Source organism: Acinetobacter sp. FDAARGOS_558 (genome assembly GCF_003937785.1).
Lineage (GTDB): Bacteria > Pseudomonadota > Gammaproteobacteria > Pseudomonadales > Moraxellaceae > Acinetobacter > Acinetobacter baumannii.
Map to the genome: position 1 here is coordinate 3,628,029 of NZ_RKJH01000001.1, position 26,865 is coordinate 3,654,893.

Here is a 26,865-nt window from a genome sequence, read left to right on the forward strand (position 1 = left end):
AGGTATTGGAGCTTTAAAATGAGTAAAAATAACGGTCGGCAGTTTATTAATGGTCAACGCGTTGCTGTAAATGCGCCAGCTCTAGAAAGTATAGCTGCAAAAGACTATCAACCAACAGGTTATGTATTTAGTCAGGCAACACTTGAAGAAGTAGATCAGACTGCTCAAGCTGCACATAACGCTTTTTTAGTTTATAGCCAAACGACTCAAGAACAACGTGCCTCTTTTCTTGAAGAAATTGCTCGCCAAATTGAAGCATTAGGTGCCAACCTGCAAGAGGTCGCTTCACTTGAAACAGGTTTGCCACTTGCTCGTCTTCAAGGGGAGACAGGCCGTGTTACTGGACAGCTAAGACTATTTGCTGAACTTTTACGCCGCGGCGATTTTTATGGTGCCCGTATTGATGTGGCATTGCCAGAACGTAAGCCTTTGCCGCGTGTTGATTTGCGTCAATATAAAGTTGGGGTAGGACCAGTTGCCGTGTTTGGTGCGAGTAATTTCCCACTCGCATTTTCAACTGCAGGCGGTGATACCGTAGCTGCTTTAGCAGCAGGATGTCCGGTTGTCTTTAAAGCACACTCTGGCCATATGGCGACTGCTGAGCTTGTTGCAGAAGCCATTGAAAAAGCAATTGAAGTTTGCGGTATGCCTAAAGGCACATTCAATATGATTTTTGGTGGCCGTATTGGTGCAAACTTGGTAGAACATCCACTGATTCAGGCAGCCGGTTTTACAGGTTCACTTGAAGGAGGAATGGCGCTTTATAACCTTGCGCAGAGCCGTCCTCAGCCGATTCCATTTTTTGCTGAAATGTCGAGTGTGAACCCTGTGGTGGTTTTACCTGAAGCACTTTATTCACGTGGTGAACAAATCGCACAAGATACAGTTGCTTCTTTTAATATGGGATGTGGCCAGTTCTGTACAAAACCGGGTCTAATTTTAGGTATAAAAGGCCCCGAGTTTGACCGCTTTATTACGGCTTTAGCTGAAAACACGCAGAAAGCTGTGCCTCAGGTTATGTTGAATGAAGGTACTTTAAAAAGCTATCGAACTGGTATTGATGCATTAATAAATGAAGCTGGTTTTGAGATCATTGCATCGGGTCAGGAACCTGAGCTAGTTTCTCAAGCAAAAGCACATCTGTTTAAAGCGGACCAATCTGTTTTATTGTCAGGCAACCCAAAACTACAACATGAAGTTTTCGGACCGATGTCGATTGTGATTGGCGTAGAGGATGAAGCCACTCTGTTGAAGGGTATTGAAGCTTTAGGTGGACAGCTTACAGCAACCATTATTGGTGATGAAAACGAATTGTCTAAGGCAGGTGAGCTTCTTGATTTGTTAACCCGTAAAGCTGGCCGTGTATTGTTTAATGGTTTCCCGACAGGGGTAGAGGTATCGGATGCTATGGTACATGGTGGTCCTTTCCCTGCAACCAGTGATGCCCGTGGCACTTCGGTAGGTACGGGAGCGATTGAGCGTTTCTTGCGTCCGGTATGTTTCCAAAATACACCACAAGTTTTATTACCCGATGCATTAAAAGATAGTAATCCACTACAGATTACTCGTCTGGTTAATGGGCAATTAACTCAGGCCAAAATTTAAAAGTTATGCAGCTCAATCAATGCTATTGAGCTGCATATTTTTTAACTTATTCAATGAATTGTTAAATATTTAAATAAGCACAAATTGCTTACTTTTTAAATATGAGTAGTGGTTTAATAGGTGAGAGAAAATATTTTATTTTTAATAACTTAGGGGTCTAAAAACCGAATATGACTATCGGCTAAGTTTATAGTAAAATGAATTTTATAATTTTTTTCAACATTTCATGAGTTCTTCAGATTATGTCTAGCGCAATTAAACCTAGATCAACAAAAAAACTAAGCCAGATTATTGTAGAACAACTGATCGAAAAAATTCAGTCTGGAGAATTTAAAGTTGGAGAAAAAATCCCGACCGAACTTGAATTAATTGAAACTTTTGAAGTAAGCCGTTCTGTTATTCGTGAAGCAATTACTGAGTTGCGTTCATTAGGATTTGTCGAGACTCGTCACGGAATTGGTACTTTTGTCAAAGAGCAGACAGTTGAGCAAAATTTTCTGTTGTCTAATGCCAGTTTAGAAACCATTAATGACATTATTTCCTTGCTTGAGCTTAGGATTAGTCTTGAATCTGAAGCTGTCTTTTTAGCATCTGAGCGCCGTAAGCAAATCCACATCGATAAAATGAAAGCTGCGCTTGAAGACTTTGAACGACATATTTCTTCAGATGCAAATGATGGTACGGTAAAAGCTGACTATGATTTCCATATTGCCATTGCTGAAGCTTCTGAAAACCAATATTTCGTTGATTTTTTAAAGTATCTTGGCGAAAAAATTATTCCACGTGCACGTGTTAAATCTATTGAGCAAAGTCCTGAAAATCGCGAAGAATATTTAAAAGCGGTTCACCATGATCATGTCAATATTTATAACGCAATTGTGGATCAGGACGGATTATTGGCCCGACAAATGATGCGAGCTCATTTGTCTAAAAGTATTAAAAAGTTTAAGCAGTAAAGCTTGAGCTAAGATTAAGATAAAAAAGAGAGCCTGTTTAGCTCTCTTTTAATTTTATAAGGCGCTATTTACAGCTAAAGTTTTCAGCTTTTTCGCTATCACCTTGACCATTGTAACGGGCAATCAGCGGGTAAGGGCAAAGTGGACGGGTGCGGTCTGGTGCCCAGTCTTGTGGAAGTTCAGTATTCACTTGACCACTCGGATTACCTGCGCCGCGTGCAGTCGCAATGATTTTGTCAGGTGCTTGCCCATATTCCACCCAATTAACTAAAGCAGTCAATGCATCAAATTGGTCGGTCGCAATGCCATCACGGGTATGGTTCATGCCTGGAACTCTAAAGAAACGTGCAAATTCAGGTGCTGTGCCTTTTGCATCATTTTTATAGTGTTGTAGCAGTTGATCGTACCAATTTTGGGTGTCATCTACAGAGAAAACGCCATCTGCTGTGCCTTGTACTACAATCATTTTTCCACCGTGATTACGGAGTTTATCTAGATTGAGTTCATCGGGTGGCATCATGAATGACATGGAACTTTCGGTATAGACATCATTGGTTGCCGAGAGTTTTGGATAGTCGGTATCGAAGTTAAAATTAAAGGCAAATTGTCTAGAGTTTTGAGTCACAGTTGGGTCTGGTGGAACCTGAAAAAGAATGCCGACTGCAACGGGGTCACGCGCTGTTCCCACCGAAGATTCAAATTTCCAGCTTGCCCAGTTACTACCGACTAAACCCGGGTCGAAAGGTTGGGTTGCATAGAGTGCTTGTCCAGCCGAATTTACAGGACCACGGTAAATGTTGGCTAATACATCAATTTGTTGGCACTGTTGCAAATAGTCGGTGGTGATAAACTTATCATCCCCTTTTGCTGATGGAGCTGCACATGAACCCATTCAAAGGCCGGCATTTTCAGCGTGACATCATTCTGTGGGCCGTACGCTGGTACTGCAAATACGGCATCAGTTACCGTGAGCTGCAGGAGATGCTGGCTGAACGCGGAGTGAATGTCGATCACTCCACGATTTACCGCTGGGTTCAGCGTTATGCGCCTGAAATGGAAAAACGGCTGCGCTGGTACTGGCGTAACCCTTCCGATCTTTGCCCGTGGCACATGGATGAAACCTACGTGAAGGTCAATGGCCGCTGGGCGTATCTGTACCGGGCCGTCGACAGCCGGGGCCGCACTGTCGATTTTTATCTCTCCTCCCGTCGTAACAGCAAAGCTGCATACCGGTTTCTGGGTAAAATCCTCAACAACGTGAAGAAGTGGCAGATCCCGCGATTCATCAACACGGATAAAGCGCCCGCCTATGGTCGCGCGCTTGCTCTGCTCAAACGCGAAGGCCGGTGCCCGTCTGACGTTGAACACCGACAGATTAAGTACCGGAACAACGTGATTGAATGCGATCATGGCAAACTGAAACGGATAATCGGCGCCACGCTGGGATTTAAATCCATGAAGACGGCTTACGCCACCATCAAAGGTATTGAGGTGATGCGTGCACTACGCAAAGGCCAGGCCTCAGCATTTTATTATGGTGATCCCCTGGGCGAAATGCGCCTGGTAAGCAGAGTTTTTGAAATGTAAGGCCTTTGAATAAGACAAAAGGCTGCCTCATCGCTAACTTTGCAACAGTGCCAATTTGTTCGGTACTTAAACAAGTACCATCTCTTGTGCTTGAGCAAACGGGTACATGCTTATGAATATCAAAAGCTGTACGACAAGATTCGACATCTTGAACCAGTCCATCTGCAACACCGTCTAAAGCATCGCATCGATCTAAAATCGCTTTTGCTAATACTTTACGCTCTGAAAGAGTAAGTGCGGTACTTAGGTCATTTTCATCTGTTGCGACACGACGGAGCTGCTGTGCTGTATAGAGTTGAGCCGCAGCTGCACGAGGTAAGTGAAAACCTGGTGTACTTGCTAAAATTCCATCATATTGGTCGCCCAAACGAGTTGCAGCAATCATGGCATGACGCCCACCGTTAGATGTACCGCCTGCATAGGAGCGGTCTGGCAATTTACCATATGCGGCTTTAATTAGGTTTTTTGCCATAGGCGTGAGTTTGGTAATTGCACCATAACCGTAGTCAATTCTGGCTTGAGGGTCTAAACCAAACATTGGATTTTGTGAAGCATTATGTCCTGCGTCGGAAGAAATGACCGCAAAACCATCATGTAGGGCATTGGTGAGTGGACCGCCGCTGCCGACCTGACCCGTTGCAGGCACTATGTTGCCATCGGTTCCGCCATTACCTTGATAGAGGAAACGGCCGTTCCAATCAACAGGTAAACGCATTTCAAAACCAATTTGATAAGTTTGTCCATCGACAGGGCTTACCCGTTGATCCATATAACCCTTGACCAAACAATGTGCACCAATCGGTTTATTGGCGACCGTCAATGTGCCTGCTTCTTGAAGGGTAGCTGAGCTAATAACGGTATTGTTGTACTGAAATCCGAGTAAGTCTGAACAGCTTCCTGTCATTTTTACGCCAACAGCAGGAGACAACTGCGGTGGTTTGGTTGTTGAGGGAACCGTTGTGTCATCATTATCACTTCCACAGCCTGCCAAAGAACCAAGCATGGCAAGCACTAAAGCGGAGTGCATCAAAATTCGTTTATTGTTGGTGTAATTCATTTATTCATATCCTTATTGAATGAATGTTTGTAATTAATCTAAAACCAGAAAATTAGCTGTGCTTCGTGCAATCATTTTGTTGTTTTGCCAAGCTTCACTTTCGAGATTCAGTACGGTTTTGCCTTGTTTAATGAATCGGCATTTTGTAATGACTTCGCCCACAGCACAGGGCTTTAAAAAATCCATCGTTAAGTTAATGGTAGTAGCGGGTTTATGGTCATTGGCGAGATATGCAAAAAGTCCCATCACATCGTCAAGCATGGCGCAGATCATGCCGCCTTCAACGGTGCCGCGTGGATTGGTAAAGCTTTCTAGCGCCGTGTAGTGGATGGTGAGTTCAGTGTTTTGGTCATTCCAATGGATATTATGTCCACCCAAATGGTGATGGATGGGCGGTAAGTGTTCTAAAGTTTTTTGATCCATAATGAAGGCTCCATCCTTTTTGTAGGTGTTATAAAAATTATTATTTCAGGGTATAGGCATCATAAATAACTGCTTTACCCAAACGCATTGCACTGCCTACCGCAACGGTCTGATTGAGCCATGAATATTTTGGTGAGCTGGTTTCAAACTGCATGGTAATTTTGAAATAGTAGTTTTTCGGGTCCACATCTTTGCCTTGGGCAAGCTGTTTTAGCGTCTCTGCCGAGCCATGGCGGTAACCTTTGGTTTGAAGGTAAATAAGCGCACCGTCATCGGTTTCTAACAAATATCGCGTATCAATAATGGCCAGTCCTTTACTGTCAACGATTTGCCAATCTGCACCATTATTTAAAATGCGGCCCTTAAGGGATTTGCCTTCAAATGTCCCACCTGTAATGGGAATAATTCGGCGTTTACCTGCATCACTGGTGGTACCTAACTCCCAAACAGGAGCATTTAAATCAACACTAAATTTTGCTAAAGGCTCAAGCTGAATAGGTGGTGGGTTATATTGCGTTTCGGCATGAGTTAGGCCAATGAGACAAATTCCGCAGAGTAGTGTTACAACTTTCTTCATGATGAATTTCCCGAAATAAAAAGAGGTTCTATGTGTGACAGAACCTCTGGTTTTAATTATTTAAATTTCCATGTGTAGTCGATGTTGATACGGGTTTCGTTTACAGGTTTGATATTGGCTGTAGAGAGCATGTTGTTGTCATAAATGGCGTAGCGCGCGCGTAGCCCTAGATTTTTTAACCAGCCACTTTGAACGGTGTAGCCTAAATCAAAGTCTGTTTCGCGTTCTTTTAAATTGGTCCCACCTAAGTTAGGTGCATAAATATTGTGACCTGTGGTGTAACGAGTCATAAAACGTAAACCCGGTACATAATCTTTAAAGTCATATTCATAACGGAAGCTATAGGCTTTTTCTTTTGGGTTTAAAAACTCGCCCGGCCATGTATCAATGAGTAGACCCGTTTCACCTCCCGTTAAATACGGAAACGCGGTGTCGCCATGATGTTGGAAAGTCCCAAAAATAAATTTATGGTTTTGATGTTTGAGTTCGAAATGCGCATGATAGAGGTCATTATCGACTAAGCCTGCTTTTGCTTGTCCATCATCTCGGCTGCGGTAGTAACGTAATTGCGAGCTAAAGTTAGTGGTGTCATTAATTTTGTGTTGGTGTAAAGCACCAACCATGGTTTGGTTATAAAGATCGTCAACGTCCATGTAAAAAGCGGTGAGCTTGAGTGCAGGATTAAACTGATAGTTTCCACCTAAATAATAAAGTCCATCAGTTTCGGCACTTTTAAATCGTCCATTTACGCCTGAAATTTTAATTTTTTCATAGTTGGTCGAATCCCGATGATTCACTTTATCGAGGTAGGCTGCCTGTAAATCAAAATCTTTAATATCTTTACTGGTCAGTGAAATTCCTCGATAGGTTTGAGGAAGCAAACGGGCAGGTGAAGCCACTAAAACAGGGTTCATTGGCATTAATGTACCGATGCGTAGTTCGGTCTGGCTCATTTTCGCTTTTGCTGTGACCCCAATTTCGCCATAAGAGTCGGCAGGTTCATTGGTACGCGTGTCTCTAGGTAAGTTTCCTGTACCGCCATGCTCGGCATCAGCATCGAGTTTAAAGCCTGCCGTTGCAAGCACATCTAGCCCAAAACCGACAGTCCCTTCGGTATAACCTGAATTGGCTTTAAGAATAAAACCTTGTGTCCAGTCCTTGGCAGCAGGGTAAGCAGATTGCTCTTGGTAGTCGCGGTCAAAATAGAAATTTCGCGTGGTGAGTTCTACTGAACTGTTATCAATAAAACTGCCAGCCCACACTGAACCTGAGAGCATAAGGGTAGAGTACATCCATAATTTCGACATAGCATTTCTTCCTGAAATAACATTTTTTGTTTTCAACAAGGCATAGTTGTTGTGTCTGCCTTATTTGGTTTTTAAATCGAATTATTTTCCGAGCAGTTCTCGGGCGACGATTTCTTTCATAATTTCATTGGTTCCCCCATAAATTTTTTGTACCCGTGCATCCACAAAAAAGCGTGAAATCGGATATTCCTGCATGTAACCGTAGCCACCAAAAAGCTGAAGTAATTGATCAATCACTTCACATTGGACATCGGTAATAAAGCATTTCAGTGCGGCAACTTGAGTGACGCTTAACTGGTGTTGTTGATACAGCGCTGCACATTGGTCTACAAAAGCTTGAGCGGCTTTGGCTTTGATTTGCGCATTTGCGAGTACAAATCGTGTGTTTTGCATTTGGCTTAAAGGTTGCCCGAAAGCTTTACGTTCCAGCACATAGTCTTTGGTCAGTTCGATGGCGCCTAAAATTGCCCCCAAAGCCATCATTGAAATGCTTAAACGTTCGCGAGGTAACTCTTGCATTAAATAGGCAAAGCCTTGTCCTTCTTCACCCAAACGCTGAGTTGCAGGTACACAGACATCATCAAAAAATAGTTCGGCTGTATCTTGGGCATGGAGTCCGATTTTTTGTAAAGAGCGACCTTTTTTAACGCCGTCTAAAGCAGCATCCACTAAAAAAATAGAAATACCTTTTGCTTTGGCTTGCGGATCGGTTTTTGCTACCAGAACGATCAGGTCGGCATGCAAGCCATTTGATATAAACGTTTTTGAACCATTCACACGGTAGTGGTCATTTTCTAAAACCGCTTGAGTGCGTATGGCTTGTAAGTCTGAGCCAGCATTGGCCTCTGTCATGGCAATTGCAGTCACGACTTCACCTGTGACCATTTTGGGTAACCAATAACGTTTTTGCTCTTCGGTTCCAATATTTTGCAGATAAGGGGAAACCAGCTCATTTTGCCCACCAATGGCAACAGCTAAAGATGCAAAGCCAGCTTGAGCAGTTTCTTGAACCAGCATGAGTGAGTAGTGCACAGGAGCGCCATAGCCGCCATATTCCTCAGGCACATCAACACACAAAAAACCATTTTCCCCAAGACGAAGCCATAGATCACGTGGGATAAGGCCATCGTGTTCCCATTGTTCGTAGTATGGAGCAACCTGTTCTTTTAAGAACCTGCGATAGCTGTCCCGAAATAGTTCAAATTCTGTATCGTGTGGCATGTTGAACCTTTTTTAGGCAAAAGTGAGGCTAAGGCCCAAACCGAAATTTGAGCTTCCTTTTCTATTTCAATTGCTTATTGCTTTAAGGTGGGCACCCGAATAATCAGCGGGTTATCAGTCTGCTTTTGATAAAGTTCATCAATTAAAGCGGCTCGACGTTTCGTAATACTGCTTTGATTGAGGTTGCCTTTATCGGTCACTTCGCCTGCATCGAGTTGAGGGGGCTCGGTCATTAAATAAAGCATTGAGACTGTATTTGAACTGCCAGTCGCATCTTTATTAAAGGTCGTTAAAAATTGGCGGAACCATTGCTGGACTTTAGGATGCTGTAATATCTCTGTTGCAGAATGTTCACCAAGCTTAAGACCTGCATATTGAGCACAAGCATCTAGTTTTGGAAAAATCAAAAAGCCAACCGCATTTAGGTTTGAACCTGTAATGCAGACATCTTGGATGAGTAAATTACCTTGAATGAGCACTTTGTTGCGTAATGTGCCCACATTCACAAAAGTACCCGTATTGAGTTTAAAGTCTTCGGCAATTCGTCCGTCATACATTAGGCCTTTGGTTGGATCATTGACATCGACTAAACGAACGGCATCGCCTGTATGGAAAAAGCCTTCATCATCAAAAATAGTACTTTGTTGGTCCGCCTTTAAGCGCCAATAGCCTTTCATGACGTGTTTGCCACGAACGCAAAACTCAAGTTTGTCACCACATGGAACTAGCTTAATTTCGCATCCCGGAGCAGGGTAACCAATAAAGCCAGCCATTACGCGTGGGCCAGTTGTAAAAGCACAAGAGGGAGCAGTTTCGGTCATGCCCAATCCGCTCATAATGCGGATTTTTTCTCCGCAATGTTGCTGAGCAATTTTATCGAGTCTGTTCCAGCCCGCTTCTGAAAGTGCAGCACCGGCAAAGAATAAAATTTTAACTTTGGCAAAAAAGCGCTCTCTTAATTCTTCATCTTTTTCTAATGCTTCGGTGAGTTCTTCCCAACCTTTTGGCACATTTAAATAAACAGTTGGAGAAATTTCTTTGAGATTACGAATAGTTTCGTCAAATTTTCCTGCAACGGGTTTGCCATCATCAATGTAAATCGTACCGCCGTTATAGAGTGCGATGCCGACATTATGACTGCCGCCAAATGTGTGGTGCCAAGACAGCCAGTCGAGTAGGACAGGCGGTGTTTCTTCAAACTCAGGGAAAGTCTGCAATAACATTTGCTGATTAACACACAACATTAAATGTGTGGTCGGTACAGCCTTAGGTAATTTAGTTGAACCTGATGTAAACAGAAATTTGGCAATCTGGTTTTCATCAAGGGTTTGATAAAACTCTTGAACATTTGAAACTGGTGTATCTAACAGCGATTGAAAAGACGTGCAGATCTGATCGCCCACAATTCCTTTGTTGGTCACCACTTCAATGTCGGATGTAATGCATGCTTGAATGGCTTTGGCAAAAGCTTGTCCATCGCTGGCATAAACCATACCAGGTGTGAGCACTTCAAACACATGTTTGAGTTTGCCGAAGTCTTGAGAAATAAGAGAGTAGGCAGGGGAAATAGCCGAGAAAGGCACACCCGCCAGCATGGCACCCATAGAGAGTGTTAAATGTTCGAGATCATTACCACTTAAAATAACGAGTGGTCGTTCTTGGCTTAAATTACGGTCATGCAAAGCCTGAGCAATGTGCCATGCGCGTTGTAGAACTTCTGCATAACTCAGTTTGACCCATTCGCCTTGAGCATTACGTTTTGCTGCAAAAATATGGTCGGGCTTGGTTTGTGCAAAATGAATTAACCGATCTGTCAGTTTTTGTGGATACGGTTTTAATTGCTCTTTTGGGCTGATATAGAGCGTTTGATCTTTATAGTGATAATGAATATCGTGTTGCCCTAATTTTACGAACCGTTCGCGGTCTTGTGATTGAGTGGCATTCATTTGCATTTCTTTCACTCCATGGAAAGCGCATCACTGCGCTTTATTTTTTGCATCATGCAATTTTTATTTAATATGTTGTTGTCCGTATTACCCTGACTAAATCGGGTAATGACGTGATTGGGTTTGAATGGTAATCCAGCGTAGTTCGGTAAATTCGGCAACAGAGACTTTACTACCAAAACGTCCGTAACCACTCGATTTTGTTCCGCCAAATGGCATTTGAGCTTCGTCATGTACGGTTGCGCCGTTAATATGACAAATACCCGAATCAATCTGTTTAGCGACTTCTAATGCCTGTGAAATATTCTGGCTAAATACTGCCGAAGACAGACCAAACTCGCTGTCATTTGCCAGTGCTATGCCTTCTTCAATACTTGAAAAACGTTGAACTGTGCATACAGGTCCAAATGATTCTTCGCGGTAAAGCAGCATGTCTGGTTTAATATTGAGTACCAGCGTCGGTTGCATGGTGGTGTCTTCAATATGAATGCCTAAAGGTAAGTCAGCACCTTTGTTTTGGGCATCTTCTAGCAAATGTTGAATACGGTTTGCAGCGCGGCGACTTTCTAAAACACCCAATACATTGTCTTTTGAGGTTGGATTACCTGCCCGAATAGAGCGGGTTTTCTCAATCAACTTTTCAATAAACTGGTCGGCAATTTTATCTTGAACCAAAACACGTTCGGTCGACATACAAATTTGACCCTGATTAAAGAATGCTCCAAAAGCGACTGCATTTACGGCTTCATTAATGTCAGCTTCATTTAAAACCACAACAGGGGCTTTACCACCCAATTCAAGTAAAACAGGTTTTAAATATTTAGCAGCAGTCTCGGCAATAATTTTGCCGACTTTGGTTGAACCGGTAAAATTAATGCGCTTTACGGCTGGATGAGAGACTAAACGCTCTACGATTTGTGGTGCATCTTCGGCGGCATGCGTAATCACATTCACGACACCTTCACCTAGACCTGCTTCATGTAACACTTCACCAATGAGACGATGTGTTGCTGGGCAGGCTTCCGATGCTTTTAATACAACCGTGTTTCCACAAGCCAAAGGCATGGCAAGCGCACGTGTTGCCAAAATGACAGGGGCGTTCCAAGGTGCAATGCCAACAATGACACCGCAAGGAACCCGTACACCCATTGCAAGATTGCCCGGCACATCTGACGGAATCAGGCTTCCGTCAATTTGTGTGGTCATTGCTGCTGCTTCACGTAACATGTTGGCAGCAAGGTGAACGTTAAACCCATACCATGTCGCAGTTGAACCTGTTTCTTGCATTCCAGTTTCAATGAATTGCTCGGTCTTTTGGTCCATTAAATCGGCTGCTTTTAATAAACGTAAACGGCGTTCGGTAGGCGAGAGTTTCGACCAAACTTTAAAAGCTTGCTGTGCCGAATCGATGGCACGATCAACATCTTCCAATGTTGCAGCAGCAGCTTTAGTTGCTACCGTTCCATCAATTGGACTAATACGCTCAAAAGTTGCCTGATTTGATGCATCAACAGATTGACCGTGAATAAGTAACTGTACATTTTGCATGGGTTGCGTCCTTACATTGCCATTAAAGAATCAAAAGTTAACCAGTACGTTTATAACTCTGTAAACCCGGTTTAATTGATTTTTCATCTAAGAATTGTTTCAAACCTTCTTGGCGACCATTTTCAGTATCGCGGTGGATACATTGATCGAGTTTGGCATATAAGTAATCTTCGTTTTGGTCCCATGTCAGTTCACGACAACGTTTAAAGCCATTTTTAGCGGTACGAAGAACCACAGGGTTTTTCTCGAGTAAGCAATTTGCAAGTTCAGTCACTTCTGCTTTTAATTGGGCAAGCGGTACGCTTTTGTTCACAAGTCCCATGGTTTCAGCTTCTTTACCACTAAAGGTTTTACCCGTCATGATGTAATACAAAGATGCACGATGACCTACGGTATCTGCCATTGCTTTGCTTACAAGGTTGCCCGGTGGGATACCCCAGTTAATTTCAGATAAACCGAAAGTTGCTTCATCTGCTGCAATTGCTAGGTCACATGCCACTAAAGGTGAGAAACCGCCTCCGAAACACCAGCCGTTGACCATGGCAATGGTTGGCTTTGAATACATCCGAAGAAGTTGCCACTGCCAGCGACATGAGTCACGACGAATACGCTCTTGGAAAATCTCTGGTTGAGTATCGACTTCACGGAAATATTCCTTCAAATCCATACCCGCTGTCCAAGAGTCGCCTGCACCAGTCAGAACCAAAACTTTAGCATTTTGATCAAGCTCAAGGGTTTCAAGCACATCAATCATTTCACGATTGAGGGTTGGGCTCATGGCATTTTTCTTTTCAGGGCGGTTTAAAGTGACCCATGCAATTCCATCTTCAACTTTAACATCTACTGTTTCCCAGCGGTTTTCATAACTCATCTTCATACTCCTTGAATGATTTCTTGCTGTTCTGGGATTTAATCTAATATCAGTTAAACTTACATTCAAGTCTTTTTTGGAAAATTTCATAAATATTTTATAATTTATTGTATTTTAAATATTAATTATTTTAAAAATTAATTTTAAATAAAAATATGTTGATTTTTTAATAAGTTTAACTGATATTTTTGGTGTGTTTAAAAATAATACACAAAGGGCTAAATGGAACGACTAGTCAATAAAGGACAACACAATGGAAAAAATATCAGGACAGCCTTCAAGGGCAAAAATCACGTTGCTACTGTGCTTTGCCATAGCGATTTTTGAAGGATTTGATCTTCAATCAATGGGGGTAGCCGCTCCACGAATGCGGGCTGAGTTTATGTTAGATAATGCCCAGATGGCGTGGGCATTTAGTGCTGCAATTTTGGGAACACTCCCAGGCGCAATATTAGGTGGTCGGTTTGCCGATATTGTCGGGCGTAAGAAAATTCTGATTTTTAGTATCTTACTTTTTGGAATTATGTCTTTGCTAACCGCCTATGCGGCCAATTTTAGTCTGTTGCTACTCATTCGTTTTTGTACTGGTTTGGGAATGGGTGGGGCATTACCCATGATGATTACACTTGCTTCTGAAGCTGTACCTGACCAGCACAAAGGTACTGCAGTTAGTGTGATGTATAGCGGCATTCCTTTTGGTGGCTTACTGACATCGGTGGTCGCCATGGCATTGGCAGGCGATGCAGAGTGGCGTCATATTTTCTATATCGGGGGGATTGCGCCTATTTTACTAATCCCACTGATTATGCGCTTTTTACCTGAGTCAAATGACTACCTGCAACGCAAAGTTCAAGCACAGCAAACCACGCCATTCTTTGAGGTTTTATTTGCTAAAGAACGACGTATGTCGACCATTCAACTTTGGATAAGTTTTTTCTGCACATTGGTGGTGCTCTACTTCTTGTTGAACTGGTTGCCGTTACTGATGGGTGCCCAAGGCTTATCAAAACTACAGGCGAACTATGTACAGATGGGCTATAACGTTGGCGGAATTTTAGGTTCGGTTCTGATGGGCGTATTGCTTGATAAATTACGCATGAGCTTTGTGATTAAGCTAATTTATCTCGGCATTTTATTCTCACTATGCTGTTTAGCAATTTCTCCAACCGTTGCTTTACTTGCACTTTCGGCAGTGGGTTGTGGCTTATTCATTGTGGGTGGGCAATCGGCGTTGTATGGTTTGGCTGCCATGTATTATCCAACCGAAATGCGTGGAACCGGAGTTGGCGCTGCGGTTGCAATCGGGCGTATTGGTTCGTTTGCTGGACCTTTAATGGCTGGTTTTTTACTCTCGCTTGGGCAAAGCTCGACCATCGTAATTGGTTCAAGTATTCCAGTGATCTTAATTGCAGCGATCTCTGCATTACTTCTTGTCAAAAAACCTAAACAGCCTGTACATTTAGTACAAAGCTCAGGTGCTCGCTAAGTTTTAACGAAAGTATGGGGTTAGAACCTCATACTTTCACTACAGATTTTCTTATGATGATTGAAAGGTTATGGTACGTTCGAATTTAGTTCCAAAAAAAGTAGAAGATGAGCCTAAGTTAAGTTACATGATTGCTCGTGTTGACCGAATTATTAGTAAACATTTAACAGAACATTTAAAAGAGCTTGAAATTACCTTACCGCAATTTACTGCACTTTCTGTTTTAGCTTCAAAAAGTAATTTATCCAATGCCAAGCTTGCTGAGCGCTCTTTCATAAAGCCGCAATCAGCCAACAAAATTTTGCAAGATTTACTGGTGAATGGCTGGATTGAGAAAAAACCTGATCCAACACATGGCCGCCGTATTTTAATTACACTGACAGACAGCGGTATTGATAAGCTAAATAAATGTAATGAAGTGGTTTTGAAAGTTGAAGAAAAAATGCTTGAAGGCATTGATATTAACTTGGCTTATTTAATCCGTAATAATCTCGATATTATGGTCAATAATCTTAAAAATTTTAAATAAGTGTGTTTGTTTAGGTAGAGTTAAATTGCTAAATACTGATTCACACAGAAAATTGATTTCATTTTGCAAATGAACTTGCTAGCATCGAAGTGACGTTTTTGATGATGTGTGGCAACGAATGTCTTCAGGACAACAAGTTTTACTAAAACTAAGAAAAATGATTATTTCAGGGGAACTTGAAGGCGGTGCCAGAATTGCCGAGATTCCTACTGCCGAGTTACTTGGCGTTTCACGCCAGCCTGTTCGTATAGCCTTTCGGTTGCTCGAACAAGAAGGTCTCCTCATTAAAAACCCAACTCGTGGTTATACGGTTCGTGAAATTTCCGGAAAACTGGTGCATGACGCACTTGAAGTACGCGGTGTGCTTGAAGGGTTGGCTGCGAAAACTTTGGCAGAGCAAGGCTTAAGCGAAGATCAGAAAAAGACGTTGCAACATTGCATTCAGGAAACTGAAAAACTCTTTAATGAAAAAGACGAGTTTGGCGATGCTGAGCTAGAACGTTATCACCATTTTAATGTCATCTTTCATGACACCATTATTGAGGGAGCGCAAAACGTTGCGCTCATCCAAGCGTTGGCTAAAAACAACCAATTGCCAATGGCTTCTGCCCAAGCCATTACCTATGACCAGAACCAAGCTTTATCGGAATATCGCCGTTTGCACTATGCGCATTTACAGCATTGTTCGATTTTCGATGCATTGGTAAATCGTCAGGCAGGGCGTGCTGAAACGTTAATGCGCGAACACAGTAGTGTGGTGATTTTAGGTGAAACGCTAAGAAATGTTCTCAGCGCTTAAAGTGAAAAGTTACTTTATTTTTGAATAAAGGAACTCCAGAATTAAAGCTCAATCACAAGATGTTTAGTTTTTGCACGAGAACAACAAGGCGTAAATTGGTCATTTAGTGCATGCTCCTCATCAGTCATAAATAGATCACGATGATCAGGTATACCTTCTACCACGCGGGTAATACAGGTACCGCAAATGCCTTGTTCACATGAAACAGGAATATCAAAACCATTTGCAATTAATGCTTCTGTTGCAGTCTGCTCTGGCAATACTTCAATTCGGCGGCCCGTACCTTTCACTTCAATTGTAAAAGCTTCATTATTAGACGTATCTACTTTTTGCGCGACAAAATGCTCTTGATGTAACTGTTCGCTATGCCAACCTGCTTGTTCGGCCGCGTTCATGACAAACTGCATAAACCCTGTAGGCCCACACACATATAAGTGTTTATCAGGTGAAGCTTGGCCCAAAACCTCTGTCATATTACATTCGGTGTCCGGTTGATCTTGAATATGAAAATGGACTTGGTCACCAAAGTGCTCGGTTAAGTTGCCATAAAAGGCAATCATTTCATGACTGCGAACAAAGTAGTGTAATTCAAAAGGAATATTGGCCGACTTAAGCCGATATGCCATCGACAAAATAGGGGTAATACCAATACCACCAGCAAATAAAACTGCCTGTTTTGTTTGAGGGTGAATTTCAAATAAATTACGCGGCTCACCAATTTTCAAATGATCGCCTTCACGATATTCAGTATGGATACAACGTGAACCACCGCGTGAATTGGCATCATGTAAAACACCAATCACGTAACGATGTTTTTCAGTGCAGCAATTTGAAAGTGAATACTGACGGGTGAGACCATTTTTCAGATGCACATCAATGTGTGCACCTGCTTCAAAACTCGGCAGCTCCGTACCATTTGCTGCAACCAACTCAAATGCACGAATGGTCGGGGTGAGCTGGTGAATTTTTTGAATGATAACGTCCATGTTCATGCTCCTTTAAATAATCCGAATGTTTGGAAACTTCTGTGTGGATGTTTCAGGAGGTGTTTTATTTTCTTCGGCAAGTAGTCGGTCAATGACCTTACGAGACTGGACACCGCCTGCGTCGATGTTGAGCATCAGTAACTTGCGATGTGGATTGTTTAAAATATTTTGCTGCTGTTGCTCCAGCATTTCTAAATCTTCAGTAAAGATTTTGCCTTGGCCTTCACGAATTTGATCGGTGAGTTCAGCATTATCTGGCTGGAAGTTACGCGCCATTCCCCAGAAATACCAATGTGATGTTTCAGTTTCTGGAGTAATAAAATCGACCACGATTGAGGACACTTTTTTGTCTTTCGGTGCGTGATAACCGCCATGTCCAGCATGCGCCACACCTACTTCAATGTGAACATTACTTGGCGCAAAGAAGTGGCAACGTTGCCAACGGTCGACAGGTACATCATCTGCTAAATGATTGCCGCGAAGGGCCATTTGCCAAAATGGAGGTGCGATCACATTTTCCATATAGCGTTCGGTAATGACATGGTCACCGTCAACTTTAGTCACTGGCAGGGCTTCATCAATTTCTTTTTGCCCAATACTGCTTGAGTGAACATAGGTCTCATGGGTTAAATCCATGAGGTTGTCGACCATCAGGCGATAATCACACTGAATGTGAAATAGGCCTCCGCCATAGCTCCATTCCGGATGATCTGCCCACTCTAAAGTTGGCAGTTTTGCTTCATCTGCTAAAGCTTTTTCACCTGGCCATACCCAAATAAAGCCGAATTTTTCAACAACTGCATATGCTTTGTTACAAGGGAAACCGTTTACACGCTGAGCTGGCATTGAAACGGTCTTTCCGTCACAACCCATGACTAAGCCATGGTAGCCACACACGAGGTTGCCATCTTCGACATAGCCAAGTGAAAGAGGGGCGCCGCGATGGGGACAAAAATCTTCAACGGCTGCAACTTGGTTTTCTTTACCGCGATAAAAAACGATTTTTTCACCACAGATGGTGCGACCTAATGGTTTATCTTGGATTTCTTCTGGACGGCAGGCAACATACCAAGCATTTTTAATAAACATTGTGACGACTCCTTATCACTTATTGGATCCAATTTATAATAAATAAAAATATTGGTCAATTGATAAGCAGTATATTTTTTAAAAATGTTGTTCTTTAGGTTTGGTTGTTTTGTAGATTTTTAATTGCTATTAAAGACTTTTGTATTTACTTTGAATTTTAGAGGCTAAATTTTTACTCATCTTAATTTGGATCCATAATGGCTATAGTTAAGCCATTATGGGAGTGTAGAGATTTAGAAATTAACCGTGTAGTGAAGCATCATGCGCTGTTCATCCAGACTTTTGCCATGTTTGGTGTCGTAGTTAATATTTAAGAAAAGAAACTTAAGATTTTTAACCCAAGCATTTAGGTCGTACTGAATCAACACATCACTTTCTTGCTCAAAATCATTTTGATTCATGGTCTGAAATGAATCGCCATAAATATATTTATAGGTCACTTTTAGGCCCTTGATGTAGTCTTTAAAGTCATACGAGGCAACGAAATGATAAGACTTTTCATCTGCTTTGGTAAACGCACCTAAGGTCCAGTTCACCATATGAGGGATGGGTATATTGTCGAGTTTTGGAATACCATCTTTGCCAAAGTTTTCTTGATAGCCAATTCCGGTTGTAAAGTTGCCATGTTTGATGAAATGCATAGCGCCTATGGATGTATTGTCATATTCACCAAGCTTTGATTTACCGACATCGTCGTGGCGAAACACACGTAATTTTGTAGTGTGCTGCTTTGTCCATTGATAATCAAAAGCAAGGTAACTTTGATTGATGAGATCTGTTAAGTAACCATTATAAAATTTCCAGTGGTACCGTGGTGTTTTGCCATCCCATTGAAAGAAATAGAGTCCGTCAGATTCATGTTTTGATATGGCGAGTTTGTGGTAGTCCTCCTCATTTTTGGGTGAATAACGGTTAATCAAACCCAGCTCGAAATTTTGTTGCGGTGTCTTATATTTTAATTCCAAGCCTTTGTAGTTCACGCGTAATTGATGTGTGTCGACTTGTGGGGTAAGTGGTGAGTCGGGAATAATTTCACCTATATTCATGTGAAAGTTTTGATATTCAACTCCAGCTCCTAAGCCATATTTAACGTAGTCTTGTGCTTGTTTTTTGGTATTAGGGTCAAAGGGTATGACCATATCATTGGTGTGTTGGTCACTACTTAGGCGATAAGCATATTGAATGCTTGGATTGAGGTGTAGCTGAACCTCATTAAGTTTGGTTGACCAGTCGCCACGATAGATCAGACCTTGGCTCAAGCTATGAGTATCGGGGCTGGTCCCATTTTCATATTGTCTGTCGAAGTTGAATGTTTTTAGCGTGAGTGTATTTTGAAAATTAACATCGACTGCACTATGAGCTAAACAGCAGGCAAGGGTCGTCCCTGAGAAGAAAATCCCATAAATAAAAATATGCTTCATTTTTAAATCCGTTTAAAAGCGTTTTACTGTTCTAAAACCGACATGGCTGGTGGCAAGGTCGAGTTCTTGTGGATGCCTCGCGGCAGCACGATAACGCGCGCAATAGTTGGTTGCGCATAAATAAGACCCACCTTTAATCGTGTATTGCAAAATCTGTTCGTGACTTTGCCGATATTTCGATGGATCTCCCATATGATGATCTCTTGGACCTGTATAGGGTGTTTGCGTCCATTCCCATACATTGCCAATCAAGTCGTATAAACCAAATGGGTTTTTGCTAAAACAACCCACAGGGGCCACATCCTTAAAACCATCTTCCTGAACATTTTTGTATGGAAATTCACCTTGCCAGAAGTTGGCTACAATATGGCCTTCATGGGTGGGGCCAATGTCGGAGTTTTGCTGAAAACCTTTGGCTGCATACTCCCACTCAAGCTCAGACGGTAAGTCATGACCGAGCCAGTTTGCATAAGCATAAGCATCATTCCATGTCACCATACGTACAGGTTCATGAGGTGCAGGTTGTTTAGGGTTGTTTAATCCCCAAGGATGTTTCCAGTTGGCACCTTTTTCAAATTTCCACCACTGTAATTCTTCAACTGGATGATCTGGCTGTACAAACATAGCTGCGCCGCCTTGCTTCTCTGCATCGGTGACATAACCCGTTTGTTTAACAAACTCTTGAAATTGGGCATTGGTGACTTCAGTTGCATCAATTAAAAAAGCGGGAACGGAAGTTGTCTGTAAGTTTAATGGGCGTTCATCTTCATAACCTTGTGTGGTGCCTAAAACAATTTTTCCTTGCGGAAGCTTGACCATGCCGGCTTCTTTGTTTTTAGGCCAACCCGAAGGAAGGCCCGAATAAGAATTACATTTAGCTTTGCTGCCTAAGTCGGGCAAGGTGGTCTGTTCTAGTTGAGGCGTGGTTTTTTGGCATGCACCAAGTAAGAGGAACGATGAAAGCATCATGATCTGTTTCATCTGGTTTTCTCTACTTTTTATTGTATTGCTCAAAATCCACAACACCATTTTCATCGGCATATCTTAAATATTTATCATTTAAGACTTTGACGATCTCAGGATGTTCTGCATAAACATTATGTTGCTCATTAAAATCTGTTTTTAAATTGTAGAGTTCCCAACCGTGGCTTTTAAATTTAGAAGGCGAGTTTTCAACAAGTTTCCATTCGTCAGTTTTGGCGTAGCGGCTGCCATGCAATTCTTTAAAGTCATAATAATTAACAGGGCGAATACGGGCAGTATTATCCTTAAAAGCAGGAATTAGGCTAAAACCAGACGGTTTAATTTTAGTGCTTGAAGTTGGATAGATTTGATTATTTTGAATACCCGCGAGTTCCATAACAGTCGGGAATATATCTCTGGCTGTCGCAAAGTTATTGTTGATTCCACGTTGTTTAGAAATTTGCACAGGTGATTTAACAATAAATGGAACACGTACTCCACCTTCCGAAGCAGCTGATTTCCAATAGGTGAATGGTGTACTGCTGACTTCGGCCCATCGTGGTCCCATATAAACATATGAGCTGGCATTGCCTATATTTTCATAGCGATTATCGGCATCACCCATTGGGAAATTATGATCACCACCTTCAGCGCCGTTATCTGACATAAACACAATCAAAGTGTTGTCATATAAATGATGCTTTTTAAGATATTGAATGACATCACCCACGCGGTCGTCTAACTGGGTAATCATGCCCGCATAAACTTCCATTTTACGCGCTTCATATTTGCGCTCTTGTGGGGTGAGTTCATTCCAGCTTTTGGTGCCTAAAGCTTGGTTACCACGTTCGACTGGGTATTCTGCATTTGTAGGAATTAATCCTAATTGCTTTTGTTTCTCAAAGCGTTGTTTGCGAATCGCATCGTAGCCTTGATCGTATTTACCTTTATATAAGTCTCTATAATGAGCTGGTGCCTGTATTGGCCAGTGGGGAGCAGTATAGGCGAGGTAGGCAAAAAATGGTTTTTGCGCTTTATTTTTGTCTAAGTACTCAAACGCTTTTTGTGTAAAAAAGTCGGTTGAGTAGTAGTGGTCAGGCAGTGTGACCTTTTGACCATTTTCCGTGTATTGGGTGTTGCGCGGATAGTTTTTAGGTTGGTCTTTAAAATGTAAATCGAAGCCATCGAGCAGGGCAAAAGATTGATCAAAACCACGGGCTTTAGGGTTTTGTTCGGGAGCATAGCCTAAGTGCCATTTACCGACCATGAAGGTGTAATAATCTTTAGTCTTTAAAATTTCTGCGAGTGTATAAGCATTTTGCGTTAAGTGACCTGAATATCCATCAATTTTGAGCAGTGCACGCGGACTATCGGTGCCAACCAATTTTTCTTGTCGTTTTGAAGTTTCATACATGGCACCTAAACCGACCAAGTGATTATCTGCACCTGTCATAAGCTGTGCACGAGTAGGTGAACACATTGATGAAGCATGAAAATTGAAAAGCATTTTTCCTTGCTTTAACAGGCTGTCAATATGAGGTGTTTTAATCTCACTGCCATAGGCACTAATGTCTGAAAATCCAAGATCATCGGCCAAAATAATCATGATATTCGGTGGTTGTTGATTTTTTGGAGATGCTGCTTGCGCTGTGTAAAACAATTGGCTGGCAAAAAAAAGTCCCAATGTAAGCTGGCTTACTCTTTTGAGTTTCATAACACAATCCTTTGAAGTTTTATAAATGCATCTTGCATTCCATGGAAATGAACAGAGCTTTTTTGGCTAAAAAATGCTCTGGAATCGATCATAATAGATTTTTTATTGTGGATCCATAAAAATATTCAAACAATCTAATTTTATGTTTTTAATAATTTTATACTTATATAATTTATATGTTTATAGATGTTTTAATAATCAATTTATAATTTTAGTTGATTTTTTGGATCCAAATATTCAGTATAGAAAAAGAGCAGGATGCTCAAAAAAACAAATATTCCTCTAGGTCATGATGGATACGGATATGCATAACCACCCAATCGCTCATATTAGCAATGTCGTGTGTATCTCTTATCCACATTGGGAGATGCACAAATGGAAAGAGATGTTCTAAGTGAGATCAATCACAATAATATGAGCCGTTATCAATGGTTCATCATTTTGATCTGTATTTGTCTCAATATTATTGATGGCTTTGACGTGATGGTAATGGCTTTTACCGCTCCATCCGTGTCAGCAGAATGGTCACTTTCAGGCGCACAAATTGGCTTATTGCTGAGTTCAGGTCTTTTTGGGATGGCTGCCGGTTCAATTTTTCTCGCACCTTTAGCCGATAAAATCGGTCGCCGTTTACTCATCTTGGTTTGTCTTGTAATTGCAGGTCTTAGCATGTTGGGCTGTGCTTTAGTGCAAAGCCACGGCATGTTGGCCGCACTTCGGTTTATTACCGGTATTGGGGTAGGTGGGATTCTTGCGAGTAGTAATGTCTTGGCAAGTGAATATGCCAATGCACGCTGGCGCAGTCTCGCAGTGAGTTTAATGTCTACAGGTTATGGCATTGGTGCGACACTAGGCGGAGTACTCTCACTGGCCTTGATTGAGCATTTAGGTTGGCGTTCAATCTTTTTGGCAGGGGGCATCACAACCATAATGATGTTACTAATTAGCGCATGGTTATTACCTGAATCTTTAGATTATTTGTTGGCGAAAAGACCAAAACAGGCATTAGAACGCATTAATGTAACAGTGAACCGTATGGGTTTAACTGCTTTAAAAGCTTTACCTTATTACGGCCAGAATAATCAAAAAAATACAGGTGATATTGGTAAATTATTTTCAGGGCAGCAGGGGTTCCAAACACTTTGTTTATGGTTTGCATTCTTTTTAGTGATGTTTGGCTTTTACTTTGTCATGAGCTGGACACCAAAAATTCTGATTTCAATGGGAATGTCGCCTGAACAAGGCGTAAGTACCGGTATTTTAATTAGTATTGGTGGGATTTTCGGAGCAGCCATTATTGGTTTATTGGCATCGCGTATGAAAATATTCTATGCCCTAAGCTTATTTCTGGGATTAACCGCTGTCTGTGTTTTCCTATTTGTCGCCGTTTCATCTCAAGTGAGCATTGCTCTCACAGTCGGTTTATTACTTGGCACGCTCATTAATGGCTGTGTGGCAGGTTTATATTCGATTTCTCCAACAATTTATGATGCTGAAATTCGTAGTCGGGGCGTGGGCTATGCAATTGGTTTTGGACGAATTGGGGCAATTTTATCGCCAACAGTCGCAGGCATTTTCTTAGATAAAGGCATAGCACCTGCAACGCTATATGCCTATTACGGTGTGGTCTTTATTTTAGCTATTTTCCTGATTTTAAGTTTAGGCAACGCTTTTTACCGAAGTAAGAAAGAGCAAAACTTCTCACTTAAAACAGCACCTTAATCCATTAAAAATTAAATAGTTGAGTTAAAAAATGAAAAAGACACCATGGTGGGTGGGGATATGCTTGTGCCCATTATTTAGTCAAGTTGTGCATGCCGAGTTTATAGCAGACAGTAAAGCTGAGCTGACACTGCGTAATTTTTACTTCGACCGAGACTATAAAAAAGACCCATATCCCTATACGGCGGCCAGAGATTGGGCACAGGGTTTAATTTTTAAAGGACAGTCGGGTTATACCGAAGGGGCAGTGGGGTTTGGTGTTGATGTGCTCGCAATGGCAGGTTTTAACCTGATGGGAAGTCGTGCTGACGACTATGCACGTAGTGGCTTACTCCCAGTTAATCCTGATAACTCGCGTGATGATTATTATGGAAAAATAGGCATTACTGGGAAGGCTAAATTTAGAAAAAATGAGCTTTTTGTGGGGGACTTGGTTCCACAGTTGCCAACCATATTTTCATCGCCAGCGCGTTTGTTCCCTCAGACTTATCGCGGTATCCGCTTTGTTTCAAATGAAGTTCCAAATCTTCAACTCGAAGGATTTTATGTCGACGAAGTACGGCAGCGTGACTCTATTCGTTATACCGATGTTGGAACAGACAATATCAATCATCGATTTAACAAAGCAGCAACCACTGACTCGTTTTATACTTTAGGTGGAAGTTACCAGTTAAAAGACTACCGTTTACGTGCTTATCATGCTGAACTCAAAGACATTTACCAGCAACAATTTTTAGGCTTTAACGGCAAACAACCTTTAAACGATCAGCTTAATTTTTTAAGTGACGTGCGTTTTTTTAATAGTGCGGAAACCGGAAGTAAGAAAATAGGTGAAGTCGATAACCGCCATATTAGTGGCTTATTTGGTTTGAACTATCAAAATCATACGGTTTCTTTGGGCTACATGCAGTCGTTTGGCTCGACTGGTCTGCCATTTTTGTCGGGAACCGAAAGTCCGGTTGTGCTTGATTTTATGAGTTCGGACTATTCGAACAAAAATGAAAAAGTCTATTCAGTTCGTTATGAGTATGACTTTAAAGATGCGCGATTAGGTGATGTGTCATTAAACGGACTACGTTTTATGACCCGTTATGCTAAAGGTGAAAATATTGATTTACTGCAATATGGCGATCAGCGATTTAAAGAAGATTCGCTGGCGTTTGATTTGGGTTATAAAATTCCAGAAGGCAAGTTAAAAGGCTTAGGAATGCGGGCCCGCTTTTCTCACTACCGTAATGACATGCCAACGAATATGACCTTCCACTCGGCAAATGAAACACGTTTGAATGTCGATTACACCTTTAAATTTTAAATATTAAAAAAGCAGGTTAAAACCTTTTATTTGAGGTTTTAACCTGCTTTTGGATGTGGTTAAGCAGATACTTTTGCTGCTTCTAAAACTTCACCCTGAGTTTGAGTATAAGCTTGTTCTTCTAAAGTATGTTTAGCCGGAATATAAGACATTGCACGTTCTGCCAGAGCTGTAATGGTGAGACTTGGGTTAACGCCCAAATTTGCACCTAACATTGAACCATCTACAACGTATAAGTTTTTATAGTTAAACACCCGATTTTGTCCATCTACCACCCCACGCTCTGGACTTGAAGCAATTGCACAACCACCCATACAGTGAGCTGTAAAAGGTACATTAAACAAAATTTCGGTAATGGTCGTCATGGGGTGGCCATTAAACATTTTGGCAACTTTTTCGGTAAATGCATTGGCCTGCGGAATATAAACAGGTAGCTTTTTACCCTCGCTCGATAACACCTTACCAAAAGGCCAGAACCAGTTACGTTTCAAGCGCATGTTAATGGACGCATCTGCAGTTTGCATGACAAGGAAAATTAAGGTTTGACGTGCAAAACTGACAGGATTACTCATGCGAAGGAAAATAAATGGATGGCAAATGAGTGCCCATAACCAAAAGAAAATACGCGTCCAACCCGGTTTTCCTTTAGCCATGTAAGTACACATAAGGCCCATAGCATCTGAACCACTTTGGTAGCGAGTCGCTTCAATATGAGTGTCATGGTCAATGTAAATACTTGAACCAATAGCAACACCTTTACTCATGTCGACATCTTTACCAAAAAAGCGAACACCTAAAATTGACTCGGCATTGGTACGAACCCGATTACCCAAATCATCAGAAATATTTGGCAGAGAACCGGACTGTTTTAAACGGAACAACATCTCTTGTGTCCCTAAAGAAGATGCCGAGAAAATCACATTACGAACTCGCCAAGTACGACGTTGTTTGTTAAACCATGAGCTTGAACATTCAGTCGTGACTTCATAACCATCGCTGCCATCGGCTTTACCATTGAGTGGTTTAACATCAACTACTTTGGTTTCTTCATAAACCTTGGCGCCATTTTTTTCGGCAAAGTACAAATAGTTTTTATCTAATGTATTTTTTGCGTTGTGTTTACAACCCGTCATACAACCGCCACATGCGGTACAAGTGCCACGGTCTGGACCTTCGCCGTTAAAATAAGGGTCAGGGTAGGTCTTCCCACCTTCTTCACCTTCCGGTGGAAAGAAAGTGGCAACACGAGTAGGTTTAAATGTATGGCCAACACCGACTGCTTCGCCCATTTTCTTTAGCATGTGGTCGGCAGGGCCGAAAATTTTATTATCAGTCACGCCAAGCATACGTTCTGCTTCAGCATAGTGCTGAGGCATTTCATTTTTCCAGTCCGCGGCATCTGCCCACGTGCCTTCATCCCAAATATGTTCAGGTGGAACCAGTAGGGTATTGGCATAGGTAATTGAACCGCCACCTACGGCGTTACCACAAATAATGGTGACATGGCGAAAAAAACGCATGTTGAAATAACCGAAAAGTTTCATGCCCGGACGCCAAATCCAGCGGCGGGTATTCCAGTTGTTTTTAGCAAAATCTTCAGCTTTCCAGCGTCGCCCCATTTCCATTACGGCAACCGAGTAGCCTTTTTCGGTTAAACGGCAAGCAGAAACACTACCACCAAAGCCTGAACCAATAATCAGGTAATCATAGTCATAATTGTTTATTGTCATGATGAAGGCTCCTGTC

General features: G+C 41.9%; 21 protein-coding genes and 2 pseudogenes. 8 read left to right on the forward strand and 15 right to left on the reverse strand.

Going from position 1 to position 26,865, the window contains the following annotated elements; all coding sequences use genetic code 11:
• Positions 1-18: 18 nt before the first annotated feature.
• Positions 19-1,605 carry an aldehyde dehydrogenase (NADP(+)) gene (locus tag EGT34_RS17535; RefSeq protein WP_024437382.1) on the forward strand — a complete coding sequence of 529 codons (1,587 nt, stop codon included), beginning with the start codon at positions 19-21 and terminating at the stop codon, positions 1,603-1,605.
• 242 nt (positions 1,606-1,847) lie between these two features.
• Positions 1,848-2,561 (forward strand): FadR/GntR family transcriptional regulator, encoded by a 714-nt coding sequence (locus tag EGT34_RS17540; protein WP_000092890.1) that lies wholly within the window; start codon positions 1,848-1,850, stop codon positions 2,559-2,561.
• Between the two features lie 64 nt (positions 2,562-2,625).
• Here EGT34_RS17540 and EGT34_RS17545 read toward each other — a convergent pair.
• A pseudogene (locus tag EGT34_RS17545) lies at positions 2,626-3,381 on the reverse strand (tannase/feruloyl esterase family alpha/beta hydrolase); the annotation flags it as partial.
• Positions 3,382-3,443: 62 nt separating this feature from the next.
• Here EGT34_RS17545 and EGT34_RS17550 point away from each other — a divergent pair.
• A complete protein-coding gene (locus tag EGT34_RS17550; protein WP_001067855.1) occupies positions 3,444-4,148 on the forward strand; it encodes an IS6-like element IS26 family transposase in 705 nt (234 codons plus the stop codon).
• A gap of 34 nt (positions 4,149-4,182) precedes the next feature.
• Here EGT34_RS17550 and EGT34_RS17555 read toward each other — a convergent pair.
• The 8 genes and pseudogenes from EGT34_RS17555 to EGT34_RS17590 form a co-directional block, all read right to left on the reverse strand.
• A pseudogene (locus EGT34_RS17555) lies at positions 4,183-5,205 on the reverse strand (tannase/feruloyl esterase family alpha/beta hydrolase); the annotation flags it as partial.
• 33 nt (positions 5,206-5,238) lie between these two features.
• Complete coding sequence (locus tag EGT34_RS17560) at positions 5,239-5,628, reverse strand: PaaI family thioesterase (RefSeq protein ID WP_024437413.1); 390 nt, start codon at positions 5,626-5,628, stop codon at positions 5,239-5,241.
• Between the two features lie 40 nt (positions 5,629-5,668).
• Positions 5,669-6,205 (reverse strand): DUF3237 domain-containing protein, encoded by a 537-nt coding sequence (locus EGT34_RS17565; RefSeq protein WP_000758290.1) that lies wholly within the window; start codon positions 6,203-6,205, stop codon positions 5,669-5,671.
• A 56-nt stretch (positions 6,206-6,261) separates the two neighbouring features.
• Positions 6,262-7,512, reverse strand: coding sequence for an OprD family porin (locus tag EGT34_RS17570; RefSeq protein WP_000041308.1), 1,251 nt, complete (start codon positions 7,510-7,512; stop codon positions 6,262-6,264).
• A gap of 81 nt (positions 7,513-7,593) precedes the next feature.
• The gene (locus EGT34_RS17575; RefSeq protein WP_001119797.1) at positions 7,594-8,733 is read right to left on the reverse strand and encodes an acyl-CoA dehydrogenase family protein; all 1,140 of its coding nucleotides are present in this window, start codon (positions 8,731-8,733) and stop codon (positions 7,594-7,596) included.
• A gap of 74 nt (positions 8,734-8,807) precedes the next feature.
• Positions 8,808-10,694, reverse strand: a complete 1,887-nt coding sequence (locus tag EGT34_RS17580) for a feruloyl-CoA synthase (protein ID WP_171058563.1) — start codon at positions 10,692-10,694, stop codon at positions 8,808-8,810.
• 81 nt (positions 10,695-10,775) lie between these two features.
• Positions 10,776-12,227, reverse strand: coding sequence for an aldehyde dehydrogenase (locus EGT34_RS17585; RefSeq protein ID WP_024437415.1), 1,452 nt, complete (start codon positions 12,225-12,227; stop codon positions 10,776-10,778).
• 37 nt (positions 12,228-12,264) lie between these two features.
• Entirely contained in the window at positions 12,265-13,104 is an 840-nt protein-coding gene (locus EGT34_RS17590; RefSeq protein ID WP_002040868.1) for a p-hydroxycinnamoyl CoA hydratase/lyase, read from the reverse strand.
• A gap of 247 nt (positions 13,105-13,351) precedes the next feature.
• On the opposite strand from EGT34_RS17590, the gene mhpT reads away from it, so the two are divergent.
• From mhpT to EGT34_RS17605, 3 genes are all read left to right on the forward strand, one after another.
• Positions 13,352-14,584, forward strand: a complete 1,233-nt coding sequence (gene mhpT / locus EGT34_RS17595; protein ID WP_024433354.1) for a 3-(3-hydroxy-phenyl)propionate transporter MhpT — start codon at positions 13,352-13,354, stop codon at positions 14,582-14,584.
• Positions 14,585-14,654: 70 nt separating this feature from the next.
• On the forward strand, positions 14,655-15,113 hold the full coding sequence (locus EGT34_RS17600) for a MarR family winged helix-turn-helix transcriptional regulator (protein WP_002120484.1): 459 nt from the start codon (positions 14,655-14,657) through the stop codon (positions 15,111-15,113).
• A gap of 106 nt (positions 15,114-15,219) precedes the next feature.
• A complete protein-coding gene (locus EGT34_RS17605) occupies positions 15,220-15,912 on the forward strand; it encodes a GntR family transcriptional regulator (protein WP_081405555.1) in 693 nt (230 codons plus the stop codon).
• 41 nt (positions 15,913-15,953) lie between these two features.
• On the opposite strand, the gene EGT34_RS17610 is transcribed toward EGT34_RS17605, so the two are convergent.
• The 5 genes from EGT34_RS17610 to EGT34_RS17630 form a co-directional block, all read right to left on the reverse strand.
• A complete protein-coding gene (locus tag EGT34_RS17610) occupies positions 15,954-16,898 on the reverse strand; it encodes a PDR/VanB family oxidoreductase (protein WP_000382543.1) in 945 nt (314 codons plus the stop codon).
• Between the two features lie 12 nt (positions 16,899-16,910).
• Entirely contained in the window at positions 16,911-17,987 is a 1,077-nt protein-coding gene (locus tag EGT34_RS17615; RefSeq protein ID WP_000470076.1) for an aromatic ring-hydroxylating oxygenase subunit alpha, read from the reverse strand.
• Between the two features lie 233 nt (positions 17,988-18,220).
• Complete coding sequence (locus EGT34_RS17620) at positions 18,221-19,408, reverse strand: OprD family outer membrane porin (protein WP_000680440.1); 1,188 nt, start codon at positions 19,406-19,408, stop codon at positions 18,221-18,223.
• 12 nt (positions 19,409-19,420) lie between these two features.
• Positions 19,421-20,374: a formylglycine-generating enzyme family protein gene (locus EGT34_RS17625; RefSeq protein WP_086319569.1), complete on the reverse strand. Its 954-nt coding sequence runs from the start codon at positions 20,372-20,374 to the stop codon at positions 19,421-19,423.
• A gap of 25 nt (positions 20,375-20,399) precedes the next feature.
• Entirely contained in the window at positions 20,400-22,085 is a 1,686-nt protein-coding gene (locus EGT34_RS17630; protein ID WP_000769550.1) for an arylsulfatase, read from the reverse strand.
• 375 nt (positions 22,086-22,460) lie between these two features.
• On the opposite strand from EGT34_RS17630, the gene EGT34_RS17635 reads away from it, so the two are divergent.
• Entirely contained in the window at positions 22,461-23,807 is a 1,347-nt protein-coding gene (locus EGT34_RS17635; RefSeq protein ID WP_024437418.1) for an MFS transporter, read from the forward strand.
• A gap of 31 nt (positions 23,808-23,838) precedes the next feature.
• Positions 23,839-25,119, forward strand: coding sequence for an OprD family outer membrane porin (locus EGT34_RS17640; protein WP_000753564.1), 1,281 nt, complete (start codon positions 23,839-23,841; stop codon positions 25,117-25,119).
• A 59-nt stretch (positions 25,120-25,178) separates the two neighbouring features.
• Here the strand turns inward: EGT34_RS17640 and EGT34_RS17645 are convergent, their stop codons facing one another.
• Positions 25,179-26,849 carry a GMC family oxidoreductase gene (locus EGT34_RS17645; RefSeq protein WP_000154593.1) on the reverse strand — a complete coding sequence of 557 codons (1,671 nt, stop codon included), beginning with the start codon at positions 26,847-26,849 and terminating at the stop codon, positions 25,179-25,181.
• Positions 26,850-26,865: the final 16 nt, after the last annotated feature.